The 20883-nt window shown below is 71.6% G+C and carries 17 protein-coding genes and 1 riboswitch; of the genes, 7 read left to right on the forward strand and 10 right to left on the reverse strand.

The genetic code is table 11. The annotated features are described in order from the left end of the window. Nucleotides 1-6 precede the first annotated feature (6 nt). On the reverse strand, nt 7-630 hold the full coding sequence (locus ACH442_RS44885) for a tyrosine-protein phosphatase (protein WP_396344308.1): 624 nt from the start codon (nt 628-630) through the stop codon (nt 7-9). Nucleotides 631-1116: 486 nt separating this feature from the next. Here ACH442_RS44885 and ACH442_RS44890 point away from each other — a divergent pair, with 486 nt between their 5' ends. Then, nucleotides 1117-1599, forward strand: coding sequence for a DUF4265 domain-containing protein (locus ACH442_RS44890; protein ID WP_396344309.1), 483 nt, complete (start codon nt 1117-1119; stop codon nt 1597-1599). Nucleotides 1600-1641: 42 nt separating this feature from the next. Here ACH442_RS44890 and ACH442_RS44895 read toward each other — a convergent pair whose 3' ends face one another. From ACH442_RS44895 to ACH442_RS44920, 6 genes are all read right to left on the reverse strand, one after another. Next, nucleotides 1642-2472: a phosphatase PAP2 family protein gene (locus tag ACH442_RS44895; protein WP_396344310.1), complete on the reverse strand. Its 831-nt coding sequence runs from the start codon at nt 2470-2472 to the stop codon at nt 1642-1644. 228 nt (nt 2473-2700) lie between these two features. Further along, on the reverse strand, nt 2701-3717 hold the full coding sequence (locus ACH442_RS44900; protein ID WP_396344311.1) for a tetratricopeptide repeat protein: 1017 nt from the start codon (nt 3715-3717) through the stop codon (nt 2701-2703). A 7-nt stretch (nt 3718-3724) separates the two neighbouring features. Then, nucleotides 3725-5152 carry a tetratricopeptide repeat protein gene (locus ACH442_RS44905; protein ID WP_396344312.1) on the reverse strand — a complete coding sequence of 476 codons (1428 nt, stop codon included), beginning with the start codon at nt 5150-5152 and terminating at the stop codon, nt 3725-3727. Nucleotides 5153-5623: 471 nt separating this feature from the next. Beyond that, nucleotides 5624-6595: a C40 family peptidase gene (locus ACH442_RS44910; RefSeq protein WP_396344313.1), complete on the reverse strand. Its 972-nt coding sequence runs from the start codon at nt 6593-6595 to the stop codon at nt 5624-5626. Nucleotides 6596-6610: 15 nt separating this feature from the next. Next, nucleotides 6611-6746, reverse strand: a riboswitch (cyclic di-AMP (ydaO/yuaA leader). Nucleotides 6747-6859: 113 nt separating this feature from the next. Continuing rightward, nucleotides 6860-7777: a M56 family metallopeptidase gene (locus ACH442_RS44915; RefSeq protein WP_396344314.1), complete on the reverse strand. Its 918-nt coding sequence runs from the start codon at nt 7775-7777 to the stop codon at nt 6860-6862. After that, complete coding sequence (locus tag ACH442_RS44920; protein ID WP_396344315.1) at nt 7774-8124, reverse strand: BlaI/MecI/CopY family transcriptional regulator; 351 nt, start codon at nt 8122-8124, stop codon at nt 7774-7776. Before ACH442_RS44920 ends, ACH442_RS44915 begins: the two co-directional genes overlap by 4 nt. A 76-nt stretch (nt 8125-8200) precedes the next feature. Between ACH442_RS44920 and ACH442_RS44925 the strand changes: the two genes are divergently transcribed. The 4 genes from ACH442_RS44925 (at nt 8201) to ACH442_RS44940 (ending at nt 15044) form a co-directional block, all read left to right on the forward strand. Continuing rightward, nucleotides 8201-9616 (forward strand): cytochrome ubiquinol oxidase subunit I, encoded by a 1416-nt coding sequence (locus tag ACH442_RS44925; protein WP_396344316.1) that lies wholly within the window; start codon nt 8201-8203, stop codon nt 9614-9616. 13 nt (nt 9617-9629) lie between these two features. Next, entirely contained in the window at nt 9630-10610 is a 981-nt protein-coding gene (cydB, locus tag ACH442_RS44930; RefSeq protein WP_396344317.1) for a cytochrome d ubiquinol oxidase subunit II, read from the forward strand. A gap of 395 nt (nt 10611-11005) precedes the next feature. Next, entirely contained in the window at nt 11006-14479 is a 3474-nt protein-coding gene (gene cydC / locus ACH442_RS44935) for a thiol reductant ABC exporter subunit CydC (protein ID WP_396344318.1), read from the forward strand. Nucleotides 14480-14489: 10 nt separating this feature from the next. Then, a complete protein-coding gene (locus ACH442_RS44940; protein ID WP_396344319.1) occupies nt 14490-15044 on the forward strand; it encodes a TetR/AcrR family transcriptional regulator in 555 nt (184 codons plus the stop codon). On the opposite strand, the gene ACH442_RS44945 is transcribed toward ACH442_RS44940, so the two are convergent. Continuing rightward, a complete protein-coding gene (locus tag ACH442_RS44945) occupies nt 15032-16618 on the reverse strand; it encodes a methyl-accepting chemotaxis protein (RefSeq protein WP_396344320.1) in 1587 nt (528 codons plus the stop codon). The genes ACH442_RS44940 and ACH442_RS44945 overlap by 13 nt on opposite strands. Nucleotides 16619-16767: 149 nt before the next feature. On the opposite strand from ACH442_RS44945, the gene folP reads away from it, so the two are divergent. Further along, a complete protein-coding gene (gene folP / locus ACH442_RS44950) occupies nt 16768-17565 on the forward strand; it encodes a dihydropteroate synthase (RefSeq protein WP_396344331.1) in 798 nt (265 codons plus the stop codon). 91 nt (nt 17566-17656) lie between these two features. On the opposite strand, the gene ACH442_RS44955 is transcribed toward folP, so the two are convergent. Continuing rightward, entirely contained in the window at nt 17657-19051 is a 1395-nt protein-coding gene (locus tag ACH442_RS44955; protein ID WP_396344321.1) for a DHA2 family efflux MFS transporter permease subunit, read from the reverse strand. A 67-nt stretch (nt 19052-19118) separates the two neighbouring features. Between ACH442_RS44955 and ACH442_RS44960 the strand changes: the two genes are divergently transcribed. Continuing rightward, nucleotides 19119-19685, forward strand: a complete 567-nt coding sequence (locus tag ACH442_RS44960) for a TetR/AcrR family transcriptional regulator (protein ID WP_396344322.1) — start codon at nt 19119-19121, stop codon at nt 19683-19685. 548 nt (nt 19686-20233) lie between these two features. Here ACH442_RS44960 and ACH442_RS44965 read toward each other — a convergent pair. Continuing rightward, nucleotides 20234-20863, reverse strand: coding sequence for a DUF4241 domain-containing protein (locus ACH442_RS44965; protein ID WP_396344323.1), 630 nt, complete (start codon nt 20861-20863; stop codon nt 20234-20236). Nucleotides 20864-20883: the final 20 nt, after the last annotated feature.

Raw genomic sequence — 20883 nt, forward strand, 5'->3', positions numbered from 1 at the left:
TGGTGGTCAGTCGGGCAGCGGTGCTGTCAGCCGCTCCCGAACGGCGGCGATGTCGTCATCCGGGAGGCCGCAGTGAGCGAGGTAGGCGGGAACGCCGCCGTAGCGGGTGGTCGCGTGCGCCAGCGTGTTGAGCATCGCCTCCGGAACGGTCCCGGGTGTGCGGGCGAAGTCAGCCGCGATGTCCTCCGGGCCTACGCCGGCCACCGCGAGCAGCAGCGCGGCCAGTGCCCCGGTGCGGTCCCGGCCACCCCGGCAGTGGATCACAACGGCGCCCGGCGGGGCGGCGGCGATCTCGTGGAACGCCCGCGCGAACCTGACGGTGTTGTGATCCAGCATCGGCGCATACGAGTCCGGGGGCGGCTCGTAGCCGAGCGGATCCGCGAGCAGCGGCACATGGCGGTAGAACGGGTCACCGGCGAACGGGCTGGGATCGGCGGCGCACTCGCGTGACCTGCGCAGATCGAGGATTCGGGCGACACCCTGGGCGCGGATCGCGTCGGCTGTGGCCGCGGTGAGACGACCGTGGCTGTCCGATCGGATCAGTGCGCCGGGGCGGATCCGGCGACCGTCGGTGGTGGGGATGTCGCCGAGGTCACGGGCGTTCTCACAGTCCGGCCAGTCCACGATCATCCGCCCAGCCTAGGTCCGTTCCGAGCCGCGGGGCCCACCCCAGCCGGCTCAAGCCGCAGGGCCCGGCCGATCCGAGCCGCCGGGGGGCTCCCTCCGACTGGCTCGAGCCGCAGGGGCCGGCTCCGACTGTTTCGAGCCACGGGGAGGCGGCTTCTCCGGCTGGTTCGAGCCACGGGGAGGCAGCCTCTCCGGCTGGTTCGAGCCACGGGGCCGCCTCCGACCGGTTCCGCCGTCGGCCCCAGCCGGTCTGGGCCGCCTCCGATCGATGCGAGCCGCAGGGCCCGCCCCCAATGGGCATTCTGACAGCTGAACCCATGATCATGCGGACCGCCTGTGGACGAACCAACAGTGTGGACAACCGTTCGGGCGGCCACGACCCGGCGATACAGTGATTGGGACGCACGAAGATCGCGAGACGGCAACGATATGCGAGACTGCGGCGCGTTGATCACCACCACCTGGGCAAAATGCCCCAGAATGCCCGGCGTGACCGTTGAGGAAGTAACGGAGCAGGTCCGCCTGCTGGCCGGGCTGGGAGCGGGTGGCCAGCTCGTCTACGAGACCGTGCTGACCCGAACCGTCGAGCCGGGTCTGCACATGATCATGGCCACGCCGGCGTTCGTGGAGGGGATCGCCGCCGGGGACCAGATCCGGGTCCAGGCCGGCGGTGGTTTCGAGGTGGTGCGCCGGGGCGGCAACATCTGCCTGCTCGTGGTGCCCGACGCCGCGCCCGGGCCCGACGATCTGTCGCCGCTGCGGGACGCCTTCGAGGAGCTGGGCGGGATCGTCGAGCTGCCCCCGGATCGCCGGTTCATCGTGATCACCGTGCCGGCCGCAGCCGGGTTCGACGCGGTGGAAGCGGCGATCGACGCCTGGACCGCGCCGCGGGGGCATCACTGGGAATACGGCAATGTCTACGACACCGACGGAAATCCGCTGAACTGGTGGCTTTCCGATAAGCCCCGTTGAGTTGATGCGGGCGGCCGACCGCAGCCGCCCGGCCGGCTCGGACTACCGCCGCAGCACCGGCTCCTCGACCGGCATCCGCGGGTGCGGCGCGGTCCCCGTGTCCGGGCTCACGTCCAGCACCGGCAGGATCTCCGCGTCCGGCACGGCCACCGTCCGGCTCGACGGATAGAACGGGCGCATCAGCGCGTACGCGATGAGCAGCAACGCCACCGCCGCGATCGCGTCCAGCCAGTAGTGGTTCCCGGTCGTGACCACGACCAGCAGCGTGATCACCGGGTGCAGCAGCCAGAGTCCCCGCCAGCGGGCCGAGGTCGCCGTGATCAGCGTGATCGCGACCACGACGGCCCATCCCACGTGCAGGGAGGGCATCGCCGCGTACTGGTTCGAGAGCTGATCAGTTTCGGGCGCACCGTACACCGCGGGCCCGTAGATGCGGCCCAGGTCGAGCATTCCGGTGTCGGTGAGCATCCGCGGTGGCGCCAGCGGGAAACCGAAGTGCACGAGCAGCGCCGTGCCGGTCAGCAGGGCGAGCACGTTACGGGTCCAGCGGTAGTGCGCGGGGCGGCGGACGTAGAGCCAGATCAGGCAGATCACGGTGGCCGGGAAGTGCACGTACGCGTAATAGCAGTTCGCGACCTCGACCAGCCAGTGCCATGACATCAGCCGGTTCTGCACACTCAGTTCGCCCGGAAGATGTAACCAGTGTTCCAGATCCCACACTTTGTGCGCATTGTCGAACGCCTCACCGACGTGCCCGGTCGCCGCGATCCGGCCGATCTTGTAGACCAGGAACATGACCGCGACCAGACCGAGCTCGCGAAGCGCGGAAATCCAGCGGGACCGCGTGGAGGCGGGTGGGACGTCGACGCTCACACAAGCTCCTCGATGAGCCGGCCGGCGCACGGGGGAAGGCACACCGGCACGATAAAAAGCTAGAAATGGCCACATCACGTGACACCGCGCCACTCTAGTGATGAGTGGCAACACCGGCCCTGACCTGCGGCAGCCCCGGGCCGATGGCCGCGGGGTGACGGCCGATCAAGCGGAGCTTGAATGAACCATGACGCACAGCATCCGGCGATCTTGCCACATGGGCAAGTTTTAGCGCGAATTTAGTGATGTAACGCGCATCCGAAACGCACCCGAAATGATCAGTGCACTCACAGCGGCCACGGCCAGTGCGAGCGGGAGCCACCGGGCGCTCATGGCATACCAGACGAGAAGCGGGACGGACACGCCGGCCGCGACCAACTCGGTGACCACCAGACGTCGTGGCAGCAGCGCCAGGCACCGCCACGGCATCCGGCCCGCGGGCAGCAGGACACGGGCCGTGAAGGTCAGCATGACCACCGCCACGACCAGGGCGATCCCCTGCGCGAACAGGCCCGCGAGACTCCACCAGGGCGTCGCGAGGCGCACCGCCAGCGTCAGCGGCACTCCGACCGCCAGGCCGCGTCGCAGCCCGGCCAGCACGCCCAGGATCGGCCACGCGAGGGCTTCGGCGCGCAGCCGGGCCGGATGGTCGACGGCCAGGTCCCGCAGCCCGCGCATGGCCTCACCGACGTGCAGCCGCTCCGCGTTGAGCAGGGCGATCAGCCAGCGGCCGCCGGGATGCTCCGGGTCCTCGGCCAGCGCCGCCCGGGTGGCTCGCGCCGCGGCCCGGCGGCGGCCGGCGACACGTTCCACCTCGGCGAGCGTGAGCAGGCTGGGCACCGACCGCGGGTCGAACGCCAGGGCCTGCCGGGCCGCGGCGCGGGCCCGGCCGAAGTCCCGGCCTGCGGCATGGGCCCGGGCCAGGACCCGGTGGACTTCCGGTTCGGCCGGCCGCAGACGCGCCGCTTCACTCGCGGCCTCGACCGCTTCCCGCGTACGCGACAAGGCGATCAGATTCTCGGCCCGTTCCGCATGAGCCCCGGCGGATCCGGGTCCCGCCTCGATCGCGGCCTCCGCGGCGGCGAGGGCGTCGCCGTGCCGCCCGTCGAGCCGCAGCACCGCCGCGAGCAGCGCGAGCATGTCCGGATCGCCGGGCCGGTTCAGCAGGCCGAGGCGAAGCTCGGCTTCGGCCTGATCGAAACGGCCCAGCTCGACGAGCAGTCGCGCGCGCGACGCCGCCGTCACAGCGCCGTCACCGAGATTTGCGCTTCTTGAGGTATGCGGCCAGGTCGTCGTACTCGCCGCTCTGATTGGCGAACATGGCGACGTTACGGGCGGTGGTGAACCAGGCGTCGGTCGACGGGCGGACCTCGCGGGCCGCGTTCAGCATGTCCGACTGGTTGATCATGCGGATCTCGCCGGTGGCGATCGAGTCGCGCATCGCGTATTCGGCGGCGGTCTCGCAGAGGTGCGCCAGGTCGGCGCCGGAGAAGTTCTCGGTGGCCGCGGCGACCGCCGCCAGGTCGACGCCCGCGACCGGACGATCGCGCAGGTGGTACTCGATGATCGCGGCCCGCGCCGGACCGTCCGGCGGCAGCACCAGCACGGTGCGGTCGAGCCGGCCCGGCCGCCGCAGCGCGCTGTCGACATCCCACGGCGCGTTCGTCGCGGCCAGCACGAAGACGCCCTCGTTGCCGCCCTGCACCCCGTCCAGCTCGGTGAGCAGCTGGTTGACCACAGTGCGCATCGCCGACGAGTTCAGCTGGCTGCGCTTGTGCCCGAGCGCGTCGATCTCGTCCAGGAACAGGACGCACGGCGCGTGGCCGCGCGCCGACTCGAACAGGTCGTGCAAGTTCTTCTCGGAACTGCCGATCCACATGTTCAGCACATCGGTGATCGACAGCGAGATGAACGCGGCACCCATCTCCCCCGCGACCGCCCGCGCCAGGAACGTCTTCCCGCAGCCGGGCGGCCCGTAGAGCAGCAGGCCACCACGCAGGCTCTTGCCGAACAGGCTGCGCAGCTTCGGATTGCGCAGCGGGCCGAGGAAGGAGACCTCGAGCCGCTTCTTGACCTCGGCCATGCCACCGACGTCGGCGAGGGTCACGGTGGACCGCTCGACGTCGAACGACCGGTCCTCGTGGCCCGTCACCGGCTCGGGCTCGTCCCCGGCCTTGGCGAACCGGGGCGGCACGACATCGCCGAACTCCTGCTCCATCGCGGCCCAGTCCACGCCACCCGCCTGCCCCGCCGGCCGATCTCCCGCCGGCCGATCCCCCGGCGACCCGGAACCAGCCGGCCCGGAACCAGCCGGCCCGGAACCAGCCGGCCCGGAACCAGCCGGCCCGGAACCAGCCGGGTCGGAACCAGCCGGGTCGGACTTCGCCGGACCGCCCGGCTGCGCCGGGTCCGACGTGCCCGTCGAGTGGCCGGGATCCGCAGAGCCGGCCGGCTGGGCGCCGGGTTGACCCGCGGGCTTCGGCGGGGCCAGCGCGGACACCATCAGCCCCCGCGCGGCCTCGTTGCCCGGCTCACGGCTCAGCACCTGAGCAGCATGCTCGATCGCCTCCGCCCCACGCCCGGCCGCGACCAGCAACTCGGCCAGATGCAGCCGCAACGGCAGGTCGTCGGGGCGGGCCTGCACCGCCGCGGTGAGGCTGTCGATCAAGGCGTCGCTCATGAAACGCGATTATGCCCGCGTCGCCCGCGCTACGGCCGCTCGCCCTTTCCCCACCGGCCGCGCCGACCGTCTCGGGCGCGGCCGCACCGAGCAGCAGCGTGTAGCCTGCGGCAACCGCCGGAAGCACCCGTCAGCCATCGGTCACCGTCCGGAAGAACGTGATCACGTCCGCCGCGAAGAGCTCCGGCACCCCCAACGCGGCGCCATGCCCGCCACGAGGGAACTCCGTCCACTGCCGGATGTCATCCCGCCTCTCGACGAACGGCCGGATCGGCTGGGTGACGTCACCCGGGAGGGACGCGATGGACTCGGCTACGCCACCCGGGCAGAGGGACGCGGGCAGAGCCGGCACGCAGCGCGCGGGACCCGGGCGCGGGCCGGCGGGGTGGTGCTCCCCGGCGTACGCGGGGAGGGGTTGCAAAAAGGCCGCCCCCGGCGGACCGGGAGCGGCCTTTCCACCTTGAGCGCGGATCAGCCCGGCCGGCGATAGCCGGCGATGGGGCCGCGATCGATGGTCGCCATGCGCACGAAGTCGCCCGTGTGCGGCGCGTGCACCACCATGCCCTTGCCGATGTAGATGGCGACATGGTGCACGTCGGAGTAGTAGAAGACCAGGTCACCGGGCTTCAACTCGCTCCGGCTCACCGACTTCCCGGAACTCCACTGGTCCTTCGTGTAGTGCTCGAGGTGCACGCCTACCGAAGCCCACGCCTCCTTCGTCAGACCCGAGCAGTCGTAGCTGTTCGGGCCCTCGGAACCGAAGACGTAGGGCTTGCCGATGAGGTCGCACGCCTTCTGCGCCGCACGGCCGCCCTTGTCGTTGGTGTACTCGGCCGGGCACAGACCGGTCTTGTACGGCCCGGCGTCCGCCCCGTTGTAGGAGGTCTGCCGGAGCTTCTGCAGGCTGTTGATCTTCTTCTCGATCGCCGTCCTCTTCGTCTTGAGGTCGGTGTCACGGGTGGAGATCTCGGTGGCCAGGGCGTCCACCTTGGCCTTGTCGGCGGCGTACTTGTCGCGGAGTTTGACGACGTCACTGATCGACGCCTGCCGGTTGGCCGCCAGTTGCTCGAGGAGCGAGAGCTTCTCGGTCAAACTGCTCGGCGAGCCACTGAGCAGCGCACCGACCGCGGTCGGCGGACCCTGCATGTAGGCGTCGGCCGCCATGTTCCGCACCTCACCCATGGCCGCGTCGACCTGCTTCTGCAGCGGGGCGAGCGTCGTGGCCAGCTGCTTCTGCTGCTTCTGCAGCTTCAGCAGTTTCCCGTGCACGTCGTTGTAGTCCTCGATGACGGGCTCGAGCTCGTTCCACTGCTTGTCGATCTGGGCTTCGACGTCCGATGTCGGATCGGCGTGAGCGACAACAGGTCCGGTGACAACAAACCCGGCAGCGATGACGGCGCAGACGAGACTGCGCAGCACACCCCGCGCGCCTATCCGTTTCACGTAGGTGCGTTGTCCTTTCTTCCTCTCGGCCGCCGACCGGGTTAGCTGACGGGTTCGGGCGGGAAGCACGCCCGGCCGCTCAACGAGCGGCTTCACCCCGAGGAACCTGGGTCCCCGGCTCGCCTTTACGGCGATTAGGCGGTGGCTCGTCAGATCGGCCGGTTGGACGATGGGGGGCTGTCGAACCGGGGACCACCGTACTCGGATCATGCAGGCAAATGAAGGTCGCGTCCGGAGGGAAACTACCCGCACCAGTGCGAGCACTCACAGTGAGCGGAACGGCCACGCGTCCAGGGCCTGCGCGAGCCAGGGCACGATCAGGATCACCGTGGGTAGCACCAGGAGGCCGACGGCGGCGAGCCCGGCGAGGGCCGACAGACCGGTCGAACCGGCGGCCGGGCCGGTCAGCCGGTCAAGTCGGCGGCGGCGGGATTCACCCGCGGGGTCGGCCGGGGCTTCCTCCGCAAGGGGGACGGCGTCGGAGAGCCGGGCCAGCGCGGCGCGCAGCGGGGCCGGCCCGGTGCGGCGCCGGGCGGCATCGTCGGCCACCATCTCCAGGAGCAGGTACACGGCGTCGAGTGGCGCCCGGGACCGCAGCGGGCGCGGCACCGCCTGGTAGAAGGCGGTGAACGACTCCATCACCAGTTCGTGTTTGTGCCGCAGGTGCGCCTGTTCGTGGGCGAGCACCGCGTCGACCTGCTCCCGGTCGAGGATCTGGAGCACCGCGTCGCTGAGCACGACCCGCGGCTCGCGGCCGGGCACGCAGTAGGCCAGCGGCAACGCGCCGTCCAGCACCCGCACCTCGCCGCCGCCCAGCTCCTGGTGGCGTTCGGCCCGGTCGAGCAGGTCGGCGAGCATCCGGTGCCGTTCGCGCCGGGCGCGGGCCCGCACGCTCACCCGGATCAGCGAGATCAGCAGCCGGATCACGATGGTGGCCGCGACGGCCAGGGAGAAGACCAGCGACGCGACGACCCATGGGTGGTCGGCGCCGGCCGCGCGGGTCAGCTCCTCCGGGGCGGCGAGCACCACACCGAGGGCGCAGAGCACCGCGGTGAGGGTGAGCGCCTGCCAGAGCAGGACGGCGGCGACCGGTGCACGGTCGGGCCAGCGGGCGCCGGCGAGGACACCCGGGACGACCAGCGACAGGGTCAGCCCGAGAGCGCCTAACAGAAGTGCGGTCACGTCTCTTTCGGTGTGGCATCCAGGGCGGCTTGGATCGCGCCGGGCGGCAGCTGACCGAGGAAGTATGCCAGCGCGGCGTCCTGATCGGGAGTGCCGCTGAGTGCGTCGAACATCAGGGCGGCGGTCATCTCGGCGCGGGACTGGGCCGGCGCGTACTTGTAAGCGCGGTCCTCCATGGTCCGCACGACCAGTTTCTTCTTGGCGAGACGGTCGAGCACCGTCATCACGGTGGTGTACGCCAGATCACGGTCGGCGAGTATGCCCAGATAAACCTGCCGGACCGTCAAAGGGACGGGCGAAGCCCACAGCTGATCCATGACCTCACGTTCGAGTCCGCCAAGTGCCATGTGACCCATCCTACTAGGGCCGGTCGTACTACGTCTCGTAGTATCTACTACGAAGAGTCGTAGAGGGGGACACCCGATGGACGTGCTCGACCTGACCCGGCTGCAGTTCGCGGTCGTGACGATCTATCACTACCTGTTCGTGCCGCTGTCGATCAGCCTGTCGGCGGTCGCGGCCGGTCTGCACCTGACCTGGATGCGCACCGGCTCCGAGCGGTTCCTGAACCTGACCAAGTTCGTCGGCAAGCTGCTGATCGTCACGTTCGCGGTCGGCGTGGTCACCGGCCTGGTGCAGGAGTTCCAGTTCGGGCTCGGCTGGAGCGCGTTCGCCAAGTTCTACGGCGACGTGTTCGGCCCGACCCTCGCGATCGAGGGGATGCTCGCGTTCTTCCTGGAGGCGACGTTCCTCGCGTTGTGGTACTTCGGGTGGGGCCGTCTGCCCCGCCGCCTGCACGCCGCCACGATCGTCGTCGTCGCGGTCGGGACGCTGCTCTCGGCGTACATCATTCTTGCGGCCAATTCCTTCATGCAGAACCCGGTCGCCTACGCATTGGACGCGGAGACCGGCCGGGCCCACCTGACCAGCTTCGGTGAGCTGCTCACCAACGAAGTGGTGCTCGCCGCCTTCCCGCACACGACGGCCGGGGCGGCGATGGCCGGTGGCGGCCTGCTCCTGGCGATCGGGGTGTGGCGGCTCGCCGCCGACGGCGCGTTCCGCACGCTCGCCCGGCTCGGCGCGTGGCTGATGCTGATCGGTGGCGCGATGACCGCCATCACCGGCGACCACCTCGGCAAGGTGATGACCGCGGTGCAGCCGATGAAGATGGCCGCGGCCGAGGCGCTCTACGAGACGACGACCGGAGCGCCGTTCTCGGTCTTCGCGCTCGGCAAGCTCGGCCACGAGAAGCCGTTCCTCACCGTGGAGATCCCGCACCTGTTGTCGTTCCTGGGCACCGGCTCGTTCGACGGAACCGTGCAGGGCATCGACGACCTCCAGGCGCAGTATGTCGCTCAGTTCGGCCCAGGCAGCTACGTGCCGATGATCCCGGTCGCGTTCTGGACGTTCCGCCTGATGATCGGCGCCGGCGTGGCCGGGATGGCCCTCGCGGCGTACTACCTCTGGGCCTCGTCCTCCTCCCGCCGCTTCCGGATCCCCTTGCTCCCCGAGTTCCTGCAGATGGGCGCCGGCGTGCCGACCTGGATCAAGCGGATCCTGCTGCTCTCGCCACTGCTGCCGGCCGCCGCGAACACGTTCGGCTGGGTCTTCACCGAGACCGCGCGGCAGCCGTGGCTCGCGTTCGGCATCTCCAAGGTCTCCGACGGCATCTCCCCCGGGCTCACCGGCGCCGAGGTCATCGCGTCGCTGGCCGGGTTCACGCTGATCTACGGGCTGCTCGCGGTCGCCTGGTACAAGCTCGTCGTCCACCTCAGCCGCAAGCCTCTGGCCGAGGTTCCGGACAGAGCACCCGCCGCCGAGCCGGTTCCCGCCTACTAGGAGTCCAGGAAAGATGATCACCTTCTGGTTCGCGATCCTCGTCCTCGCCTGGGTGCTCTACTTCGTCCTTGAGGGCTTCGACTTCGGCGTCGGCGTGCTCGCCCCGTTCCTCGGGCGCGACGAGCACGAGCGCGGCGCGGCGATCCGCACCATCGGCCCGTTCTGGGACGGCAACGAGGTGTGGCTGGTCGCCGCGATCGGCGTCACGTTCGCCGCCTTCCCCGACTGGTACGCGGTGCTGCTCTCGGCGCTCTACCTGCCGATGGTCGCCATCCTGCTGCTGCTCGCGGTGCGCGGCGTCGCCCTCGAGTTCCGCGGCAAACACGACTCCCCCGCCTGGCGCCGCCGCTGCGACTGGCTCCTCTCCGGCTCGTCCGCCGGCGTGGTGCTGCTCTGGGGCGCGCAACTCGGCATCTTCGTGCACGGCCTCGCTCTCAACGCCGACGGCGCTGTGATCGGAAACGGACTCAGCCGCAGCCTCTCTCCGCTCCTCACCCCCGCCGCCGGGCTCGGGGCGCTCGGCGCGCTGCTCGCGACGGTGCTGCTCGGCGCGACCTTCCTGGCCCTGCGCACCACCGGCCCGGTCCGCCGCCGCGCAGTGTCGCTGGCCCGCAACGGCGGGAACCTCGGCACGGTCGGCCTGCTGCTCGCCGGCGTCGCCACCGGCTCCCGGATCACGCTGGTCGCCGCGGTCGTCTGCTTCGTCGCCGGGATGCTCGCCCGCCGCGGCTGGGAGGGCAGCGCGTTCACCACGGTCGCGGCCGGCGTCGCCGGTGCGGTGGTCACCGTCTTCACCGCGCACGGGTCGGTCGTGCTGCGCAGCACCCTCGACCCGCTGTGGTCGCTGACCCGCGCCGAGGCCGCGGCCAGCCCGTCCGCACTTCGGCTGATCACGATCGCCGGCGTGCTCATCCTGCCCGGGGTGCTCGCCTATCAGGCCTGGTCGTACTGGGTGTTCCGGCGCCGCATCGCCAGCGAACGGATCGCGTCGTGATTCCGCTCCCGGGTCTGCGCCGGCTCGGCTTCGGCGCCGCGCGCTTCGCACCGGCGGGCGGGTTCACTTCCGGTCATTTCCAACCCCTTTCCCGTACGGGATCAGCACCGTCCCCGTCCGCCCACGTCCCGCCGTCCGCCGTCGGCGTGCCGGCCGCTCCGGGGACCGACAGCCCCGGTACCGACGGTCCTGGGAGCGGCGCTCCTACGGTCGACGGTCCTACAGCGCACGGTCCTACCGCGCACGGTCCTACCGCGCACGGTCCTACAGCGCACGGTCCTACAGCGCACGGTCCTACAGCACACGGTCCTGGGAGTGACGGTCGTATGGCAGACGGTCCTGCGGGCGGCAGTCCTATGAAGGACGGTCCTGGGCGCGGTGGTGGGCGGCGCGTCGTGAGAGGGCCGATCGATCCGCAGCTGCTGCGTCACGCCCGCAGCTCGCGCGGCGGAGTGGCGCTGCTCGCAGTGATCGGGATCGGACAAGCGGCGGCGACGCTCGCCATTGCCGTCGCGCTCACCTGGATCGTCGCCCCGTCGTCGTTCTTCCTCGGCGGGCCACGTACCCCGGCGATCGCACTGCTGGCCGGGGCGTTCGCCGCCCGGGGCCTGCTCTCCTGGGCCGAACAGGTCGCCGCCCGCCGGACGGCCGCGCGCGTCACCGACGAGCTGCGGCGTTCGCTGCTGACCGCGGTCGTCCGGCGCGGCCCGGCGTGGGTCGCGTCCTACGGCGCCGGCCGCCTCACGACGGTGCTCGGCACCGGGCTCGACGCGCTGCGCCCGTGGTTCTCCGGGTACCTTCCGTCGCTGGTCCTCGGCGTACTGCTCCCACCCGCGGTGATCGCCGTGATGCTCCTCGCCGATCCGGCCTCCGCGGTGATCGCGCTCCTGACACTCCCGCTGATCCCGCTGCTCGGTGCGCTGATCGGCTGGGCCACGCAGGCGCGTGCCCGGCAGCGATGGGCGGCCGACGCCCGGCTGGCCGGTCACTTCCTCGACGTCGTACGCGGTCTCGGAACCCTCAAGATGTACGGGCGTGCCGAACGCCAGATCGCGGTCATCGCCGACCTGAGCGACCGCCATCGCCGGGCCACCCTGCGGGTGCTCCGCGTCGCGTTCCTCTCCTCGACCGCCCTCGACCTGGTCGGCACCCTGTCGGTCGGGCTGGTCGCGGTCCAGGCCGGCATCCGCGTGGCCGGCGGCTCGATGTCGCTGGCCCCGGCGCTGCTCGTGATCCTGCTGGCGCCCGAGGTCTACCGCCCGTTGCGGGAGATGGCCGCGCGCTACCACGCCGCCACCGACGCCACCGCCGTGATAGCCGACGTCGACGAGATCCTGGCCTCGACAACCACCGCGAGCGCCGGCTGGGCAGTCGCAGCTGAGACTGCGGACCGGATGTCGGCGGAGCCGGGTTCGGCCGAGCGGGAACGGTGTGCCGAGTCTCCGGGCGGGGAATGGGCGGCGCTCGCGGAGGCTGCCCGGTGGGGAGTCCTCGCGGCGGGGGTGCGCGCTTCCTATCCCGGCGCGGGCGGTGAGGCGCTGCGGCTGGACGAGCTGGCGGTCCGGGCCGGGGAGGTCGTGGCGCTGCGCGGGCCGTCGGGCGCCGGGAAGAGTACGGCGCTGCGGGTGTTCGCGGGGATCCATCCGGCCGAGTCGGGGGCGGTCGCCGTCGGGCGGGCGTTCCACCTGTCGCAGCGTCCGGCGCTGCCGCACGCCCGGACCGTCGGTGAGGCGTTCGCGGCGGACGCCACCGCGGACGAGATCCGGTCCGCACTGCACATGGTCGGGCTGGACGGCGAGGTCGGTGCGGATACGCCGCTCGGCGAGCACGGCAACGGCATCTCGGCCGGTCAGCGGCAGCGTCTGGCCCTGGCTGCGCTGCTGCACCGGGCCGGGCGGGCCGCGGCCCTGAGCCGGCGCGCCGCCGAACGGCCGCAGCGCGGCGAGCCCGGGCCCAAACGGCGTCCGCTCCCCGTGGTCACGCTCCTGCTGGACGAGCCCACCGCACATCTGGACCCGGCGGCGGAACGCTTGGTGGTAGCCCGGCTGCGGGAGTTCGCCCAGCGCGGCTGCGCTGTCCTGGTGGTGGCCCACCGACCGGCTCTGCTGGCGGCCGCCGACCGCGTCGTCGACCTGGAAGCCCCGGCCGGCCGTGTGATGGAGATGCTCCCGGCGGATGAAAACCCGCCGGCGACAGTGGCGAACGACGTGACCGAGGGTGCCGAAGCGGACTCGAGCCCCTGGTGGCGGCGGGGATGGGTGGCGGTTGCGCTCGGGGCGGGTGCGGTACTCGGCGGGATTCTGCTGACCGGGTCGGCGGCCTGGCTGCTCGTGCGGGCGGCCGGCCTGCCGCCGGTGCTGACGCTCTCCGCCGCGGTGGTGCTGGTCCGTGGGAGTGCGGTGGCGCGGCCGCTGCTGCGGTACCTGGAGCGGCTCGTCGCGCACGACGTGGCGTTCGCGCAGTTGGGGAGGCGCCGGGCGGCTGTGTACGCCGAGCTGGTCCCCCGGGTGCCCGGGGCTCGTCTGCACCGGCGCGGGGATCTGCTGACCCGGCTGGTCGACGACGTGGACGCCCGGGTGGACGGGCTGCTCCGGGGCCGGCTGCCGGCGATCACGGCGGGCGTGGTGGTCGCGGTCGCCGGGGCCGCGGCGGCCGGGATCGTGCCCGGGGTGGCGGGGGCGCTGGCGCTCGGCGTGCTGATCTCCGGGGTTGTCGCCCCGATGGTCGCGTCGTGGCAGGTCGACCGGCAGGACGCGGCGACCGGGGTGGCGCGGGCGGCACTGCGGGACGCGATGGTCGAGACCGTGGACGGGGTCGAGGAGCTGGGAGCTGGGGGCGGGCGTTCCGGCGTACCGGAAGAGCGGAGCCGGACCCTCGCGGAGTTGGAGGCGCGGGCGGCGCGGATGTCGGGGTCGGCGGCGGGGGTTGCCCATCTCGGCTGGGCGGTGGCGGCGGCCGGGACCGCGCTGGCGCTCGGGGGCGCCGGGGTGTCCGCGGAGTGGAGCGCGGTGGTGCTGCTCGGCGTGATCGCGCTCGGCGAGTCGGTGGTGGCGCTGCCGGACGCGGCGATCGCCCGCCGCCAGGCCGCCGGGGCCGAACGCCGGGTCGCCGCCCTGACCGCGGAAGGCCCGGTCGACGGAGTGGCGGCCGGCGCCGAGAGCCGCCCTACGGCAGCGGGAACATCCGAAGCGGCCACAGCCGCGCGACGGGCGGAAACGACGACGGGCGCGACTCCGGACGGAGCGGTGATCGTTTCGGGACTCGTGGCGGGGTGGGATCCGGCGTGTGAGCCGGCCCTCGACGGCCTCGACCTCACCCTGCGTCCCGGGGCGAAGGTCGCGGTGACGGGCCGCTCCGGGTCGGGCAAGTCGACGCTGGGCGCGGTGCTCGGCGGGCTGCTCGCGCCGCGCGCCGGGCACGTCCGGGTCGGTGGGAGGGTGGTGCTCGTCGGGGATGAGACCGGACACGTGTTCGCCTCGACCGTACGGGAAAATCTGCGTCTCGCGTCGCCGGTGGCGACCGATCCGGATCTTGTCGCCGCTCTGCGGCGGGTCGGGCTCGGATCGTGGCTGGCCGGGCTGCCGCAGGGGCTGGACACCTGGCTCGGGACCGGGGGCAGCACCATGTCGGGTGGGCAGCGGCGGCGGTTCGCGACGGCGCGGGCACTGCTGGCCGACCCGGCGCTGCTGATCCTGGACGAGCCGACGGAGGGGATCGACGAGGCGGGGGCGCACGCGCTGATGGCGGATCTGCTGGACGCGGCGTCGGGGCGTACGGTGCTGGTCTTCGCGCATCGGGCCGAGGGTCTTCAGCTCGTGGACGAAATCTGCGAACTGTCCGAGGGACGCCTAAATGTCGGAGTCCTCTAGTCTAGGGATCATGGCACGTACGCCGGTCCCGGGCACCCGCGACACGATTCTCACCGCGGCCGCCGGGCTCTTCTACCGGTACGGCGTCCGAGCGGTCGGCATGGCCCAGGTCGTCGAGGTCGCCGGGTGCGGCAAAAACCTGCTCTACCGGCACTTCCCGAGCAAGGCGGAGCTGGCCGCGGCCTACCTGCGGCTCGCCCGCCGGGAACGGGAACAGGCCGCCGCGGAGGCGCTGCGCTGGGCGCACGGGCCGGCCGGGCAGCTGATCGCACTGGTCAGTGAGATCGCCGAGAACACGCGGCGGCCCGGCTGGCGCGGGTGCGCGTTCCGGAACTATCTGACCGAGTTCCCGGGTGCGGACGACGAGCCGGCTCGGGTCGCGCGGGGGTATCTGGCCGACAGTCGCGCGCTGGTGGACCGGCTGGTGGCCGAGTTCGGCGGGGACGACCTGCTGGCCGATCGCATCTGGCTGATCGTGGACGGGCTGCACAGCGGACCGGCCGAGCAGGCCCAGGTCGCCGTCAACTGGGTCACCGAGCTGGTCTCGGCCCGTCAGGTGCGGTAGGCCGCGACGGTGGACTGCAGTTCGGAGGCGGTCCGGGCCAGTTCCGCCGCGGTGTGCTGCGTCTCGGTGGCTCCGGCCGTGACCTGCTGCGCCGCCTGCGCCACCCCCGCGATCGTCCCCGCGATCGCGGACGATCCTTCCGCTGCCTGACCGACGCTGCGGGCGATCTCCGCGGTCGTGGCGGTCTGTTCCTCCACGGCGGCGGCAATCGTCGTCGCGTACTCGTTGATGGTGGCGATCACCGCCGCTATCCGCTGGATCGCCTCGACCGCGCCCTCGGACTCCACCTGGATCGCCGCGACCTGCGCGGTGATCTCCTGCGTGGCCCGTGCGGTCTCCTGCGCGAGGTCCTTCACCTCGGACGCGACCACCGCGAACCCCTTGCCCATCTCACCGGCCCGGGCGGCTTCGATCGTCGCGTTCAGGGCGAGCAGGTTGGTCTGCTCGGCGATCGACGTGATCAGTGCGACCACCGTGCTGATCTGCGCCGACGCCTCCCCGAGCCGGGACACGCTGGTGTTGGTCTCGGCCGCCGTCCGGGCCGCTTCGGCCGCGACACCGGCCGCCTCGTTGGCACTGTTGGCGATCTCCCGGATCGAGACGCCCATCTCGTCGGCCCCGGCGGAGACCGCCTGCACGCCGTCACTGACCCGCCCGGCCGATTCCGACACCGTGCTGACCTGAGCCGACGTCTCCTCCGCGGAGACCGACAGCTGCCCGGAGACGGCCGACAACTCCTCGGAGGCGGAGGCGAGCACGTCCGCGCTGCTCCGCACCCGCCCGACCATCCGGTCCATGGCCTCGGCGGTGTGGTTGAGGGCGTCGGCCATCTGCCCGACCTCGTCGCGGCCGCTCACGTCGGCGCGCGCGGTCAGGTCACCGCCGCGGATCCGGTCCAGCACCGACACGCAAACCGACAGCGGCCGTACGATCATCCGGCTCACCACCACCGCGAGCACCACACCGAGCAACGCGCTGAGCGTCAGCATCAGCATCACGCGCCACTTGGTCGACTGGTAGCGGCTCTCGGCACTGTCCTCCTGCGCCGCGGTCGCGGCCACGGTCAGGTCGGCCAGGTTGGTCAGTCGCGCCCGTACCTCGGTCATCGGCGGGGTGACCTGCTGTGACCGGACGGCGGTGATCCGGGCCCGGCTGCCGGTCGCGGCCAGCGGCAGCAGGGTGCCGGTGAGCACCTGCTGGTACTGGGCCCAGGCGGCCCGGAACGCGGTCAGCGCTGCCGCGGCGGCCGCGTCGGGGGAGAAACTTTCGTACTTGGACGCGTACTGGGAAATCTGATCTTCGGCCTTGGTCAGTGCGGACTCGGCGGTCTCGTGGGCGGTCGCGTCGGTGGCCAGCAGGTCGTCGTCGACCGCCAGCCAGGCCCGGTTGACGGCGCTGCGCAGGTTGCCGATCGCCTCCAACTCGAGGCTGTGCTGATAACCGGTTTTGACCATGCCGTTGGTCGCGCCGAGGCTGCCCATCGCGAACAGTCCGTCGGTGACGCTGAGCAGGGCCACCACCAGCACCGCGACCATGATCTTCGTGCCGACGCGGCGGTCGGACAACAGGCTCACCAGCCCACGGTCTCACGGGCCGAGGTGGTCCCGGGCACGGTCTGACGTTCCCGCCCCGACCAGCGCTGTTAGGGTCGCCCGTTGTGAGCGACAACAGTGCCCGGGTCATCGCCGGCCGGCCCTACGACTTCTCCCGCCAGGCCGTCGTGATGGCGATCGTCAACCGGACGCCGGATTCGTTCCACGACAAGGGCCGCACGTTCGCGCTGGAGAAGGCGACCGCGGCGGTCCAGCACGCGGCGTCCGAGGGCGCCGACTGGATCGACATCGGCGGGGTGCCGTTCGCGCCGGGGCCGGAGGTCTCCGCCGCCGAGGAACTCGACCGGGTCCTGCCGATCGTCGAAGCCGCCCGGGATCTGGCCGTCGTCTCGGTCGACACGTTCCGGCCGGAGGTCGCCGCCGAGGTGATCAAGCACGGGGCCGGGGTCGTCAACGACACGTCCGGGCTGCGGGACCCGGCGATGGCCGACGTGGTCGCCGGAACCGACGCCCAGCTGGTCATCTGCCACAGCCTGGCCGCGCCGCGCACGCACTACCCGAGCCCGCGGTACCAGGACGTCACGCTGGAGGTCGCCGCGTTCCTGCGGGAGAAGGTCGAACTTGCGCTCTCCCGCGGCGTGCGACCGGATCAGATCATCATCGATCCCGGTCACGACCTGAACAAGAACACGCTGCACTCGCTCGAACTGACCCGCCGGCTCGACGAGATCGCCGCCATCGGCTACCCGATGCTGGCAGCGCTCAGCAACAAGGACTTCATCGGCGAGACGCTCGGCCGGCCCCAGCAGGAACGCCTCGCCGGCACGCTCGCCACCGTCGTCTTCAGCCTGCTGCGCGGGGCGCGGATCATGCGCGTGCACGACGTCCGCGCGGCTCACGACGCCATCCGGATGACCGAGGCGATGCTGGGCTGGCGCGCGCCCGCCTACCTCGAACACAACATCTGAAGACCTTTTCCCGTACGGGCGTGGACCGCCGCCGTGCGGACCAGCCGGAAGGCCGGCCCGCAGGCAGCGGATCCCGCCGTGCGCCGCCGGATCAGGCGCGACGCGGGAGGGCGAGCGCGACCACGGCCCCCACCGCGATCACCGCCGCCCCGGTGAGCACGGCCGGACGCGTACCGTCGATGAACGAGTCGAAGCTGGTGAACCCGCCGAGAGAGCTGAAGATCGAGGAGAGCGCCGCGACGCCGGCCGCCACCCCGAACTCCCGAATGGTGTTGTTGGTGCCCGACGCCACGCCCTGGGAGTCGACGTCGACGCTGGCCAGGACCATCGTGCTGACCGGGGCGAAGGTCAGGCCCATGCCGATGCCGGCGAGCACGAAGGCCCCGATCAGCGAGGTGTAGGAAGCGGTCAGCGACAGCCCGAGCGCCATCCACAGCAGGCCGCCCGCCAGGAACACCTGACCGGCGAAGATCAGGTTTCGCTGGCCGATCCGACCGGCGAACAGGCCGGCCAGCGGCGCGACGATCATCGGCGCCGCGGTCCACGGCAGCGTCCGCAGGCCGGACTGCAACGGGCTCAGCCCCTGCACCACCTGGAAGAACTGCGCGAGCAGGAAGACCGAGCCGAACGCGCCGGCCGAGAACGTCAGCGTCACCACGTTGACCAGGCTGAACCCGCGGTCGCGGAACAGTCGCAGCGGCAGCATCGGGGCCGGGTTGCGCGCCTGCCAGGCGACGAACCCGGCGAGCAGCACGACGGCGGTGCCGAGCATGACCGGCACCCGCCCGGAGGTCCAGCCGCGGTCCGGCCCGTCGACGACACCCCAGATGAGCAGCAGCATCCCGCCGGCGGAGAGGACCAGGCCGAGCGGGTCGAGCTTGCGCCCGTCGCCGCGGCTCTCGTCGAGCACGGTGGCGGCCAGCACCACCGCGATCACGCCGACCGGAACGTTCAGCCAGAAGATCCACGACCAGTGCAGACCGTCGACGACCGCGCCGCCGACCACCGGGCCGACCGCGACGCCGAGGCCGGTGATGCCGCCCCAGATGCCGACGGCCGCGTTCCGGAAGTTGTCGGGCACCGCCCGGGCCAGCAAGGTCAGTGCCAGTGGCGTGATCGCGGCGCCGCCCAGCCCCTGGATCGCCCGGGCCGCGGTGAGCTGCCAGGCCTCGGTGCTGAGCGCGGCCGCGGCGGAGGCGAGCGTGAAGACGATGATGCCGCCGATGAACATCCGGCGCCGGCCGAGCCGGTCGCCGAGCGCGGCCGCGGTGAGCAGGAACGCCGCGAACGGCAGCGTGTACGCGTTGACGAACCACTGCAGGTCGGTGATCGACGCGTGCAGTTCGGTGCGGATGACCGGCAGCGCCGTGCTGACCACCAGGTTGTCCAGCGACACCATGAACGTCGGGATGCCGACGGCGGCGAGCACGGCCGCGATCGGACGGGTTCTTCGTTGTGCCGGCCGTTCCACAGCGAGCGTTGCCACGACTCCCCCAAGAAGTTGTTATCGACTGATAACCAAGAAGGTAAGCATCAACTGATAACCTGTCAACATGACTCGGAGCCGCCTCACCGCCTCGGAACGCCAGGAGCAGATCGTCCAAGCCGCCCTCGTCGCGTTCGCCCAGGGCGGATATGCCGGCACCAGCACCGACCAGGTGGCGCGACTGTCCGGCGTGTCACAGCCGTACGTGATCCGCATCTTCGGCTCGAAGCAGGAACTCTTCCTCGCCACGTTGCGCTACGCCAGCGGGCGCATCGAAGCGCTGTGGCGCGCCGCCGCCGGACGCGAGCCGACCCTGCAGAGCCTCGGCCTCGCCTACAGCGACCTGCTCGCCGAGCGCGAACTCCTCGCCGTCCTCCTGCACGGCTACGCCGCCGCCGAGGACCCGGTCGTCGGCGACGCCGTTCGCACCTGTTACGGCAACCTCTACCAGACCGTCCGCGACCTGACCGGCGCCTCCCCCGAGGACGTGCGCGACTTCTTCGCCATGGGCATGCTGATCACGGTGCTCGGCGCGATGCGCGTCATGGGCCCCGACCCGGTCCCCACCCAGCCGTGGATGAGTTCCCTGCTGAGCACGTTCCCCGGACAAAACCCTTCCCCGGGTACGCCGTGAGCCCACCCCCACCCGCAACCCTCGCCGCCCCGTGACACCGCCGGTCGCCTCCGATCCGGGCGATCCGCCCCGGTCCACCAGCACGCGACGGCGACCAGAGGTGCTTCACCCCGCTCGTCACACACCCCACGCCCAGCCGGCCTCGCCGGGCTGGGCAGCGGGGGCGCTTCGACGCGCTCGTCGCACACCTGAGGAATCAGCCGGCCGCGCTCGGCCGGGGACCAGAGATGTCTCGACGAGGCAGGCGGACGCGCCCGCACGGAGGACCGGGCCGGCGGGCGGAGATGGTTCGACGCAGGGGGTGCGGTCACGGGGCAGGCGGTGACCGGTGGAAACAATCGGGGTGGGGATGTTGCATCTACGCAACATGGCTGCAACGATGACCTTCGATACCGGGATTCGTGGTCAGCGCGGGACCACCGGCTACGTCCGGCCGGCGGAACCCCAACCTCGCGCACGCCACGACCCGGAGAGCATTGCCGCCCGCCACCCCCGGCGGAGCGAAGACAGCGTGTGCCGGACCTCCGACCGGCACACGCTGTGCACTCTCAGGGAACGACGAGGAAGTCGGTGACGAAGGCGGCAACCTCGCCCGACTCGGTGCGCCCCACGTAGGTCGGGTAGTAACCGTCGCCCCATCCCGACTCCACCATGATCACGTTGGCCCCGGAGTCCTCGTCGACGACCTGGTCGAAGTGGCCGGGCACCGGCTCCTCGGGGAACTCGTCGGGATCGAACGCCTCCTCGAAGTCCTCCGAGTCCCACTCGGCGAGAAGCCGGGACACGCCGAGGTCGGCGAACGCACCGGCGCCGGTGTCCACCCCGTAGCCGAAGAACTCGCCCGGCTCCAGCTGATCCGGCTCGTCGCTGTCGACGAGCGCCAGCTCCCACGAGACGACCGGCTCGTCCCGAACGACCAGTTGCAGCGCGGCGACCCGCCGCTGCCACTCCCGGTCCTCCTTCTCCAGGACCGTGACCCACGCGGTGACCCGGTAATCCCCCGGCGCCAGGGTGACGGAGAACGGCTCGTCCTCCTCGTCGGTGACGCCCGGGTCGAAGGCGGCGAGCCGGCCGGTGGGCAGCTTGAGGACGCCGAGCGGGTGCGGCTCGACGACGTAGGTCACGTCGTCCTGGACGTAACGGGAACCGGCCTGGAGCAGGCGGTCGAGATCAGGCATGCGGGCAAGGTACCGGACCC

The organism is Actinoplanes sp. NPDC020271, assembly GCF_044388125.1.
Taxonomy (GTDB): Bacteria; Actinomycetota; Actinomycetes; order Mycobacteriales; family Micromonosporaceae; genus Actinoplanes.

What these genes read in the sequence shown, in the direction of transcription:
- folP (WP_396344331.1), top strand. Translation starts at nt 16,768, where the DNA reads ATGGCGATCGTCAACCGGACGCCGGATTCGTTCCACGACAAGGGCCGC.
- ACH442_RS44920 (WP_396344315.1), bottom strand. Translation starts at nt 8,124, where the DNA reads ATGGCACTTGGCGGACTCGAACGTGAGGTCATGGATCAGCTGTGGGCT.
- ACH442_RS44925 (WP_396344316.1), top strand. Translation starts at nt 8,201, where the DNA reads ATGGACGTGCTCGACCTGACCCGGCTGCAGTTCGCGGTCGTGACGATC.
- ACH442_RS44960 (WP_396344322.1), top strand. Translation starts at nt 19,119, where the DNA reads ATGACTCGGAGCCGCCTCACCGCCTCGGAACGCCAGGAGCAGATCGTC.
- ACH442_RS44905 (WP_396344312.1), bottom strand. Translation starts at nt 5,152, where the DNA reads ATGAGCGACGCCTTGATCGACAGCCTCACCGCGGCGGTGCAGGCCCGC.
- cydB (WP_396344317.1), top strand. Translation starts at nt 9,630, where the DNA reads ATGATCACCTTCTGGTTCGCGATCCTCGTCCTCGCCTGGGTGCTCTAC.
- ACH442_RS44940 (WP_396344319.1), top strand. Translation starts at nt 14,490, where the DNA reads ATGGCACGTACGCCGGTCCCGGGCACCCGCGACACGATTCTCACCGCG.
- ACH442_RS44885 (WP_396344308.1), bottom strand. Translation starts at nt 630, where the DNA reads ATGATCGTGGACTGGCCGGACTGTGAGAACGCCCGTGACCTCGGCGAC.
- ACH442_RS44965 (WP_396344323.1), bottom strand. Translation starts at nt 20,863, where the DNA reads ATGCCTGATCTCGACCGCCTGCTCCAGGCCGGTTCCCGTTACGTCCAG.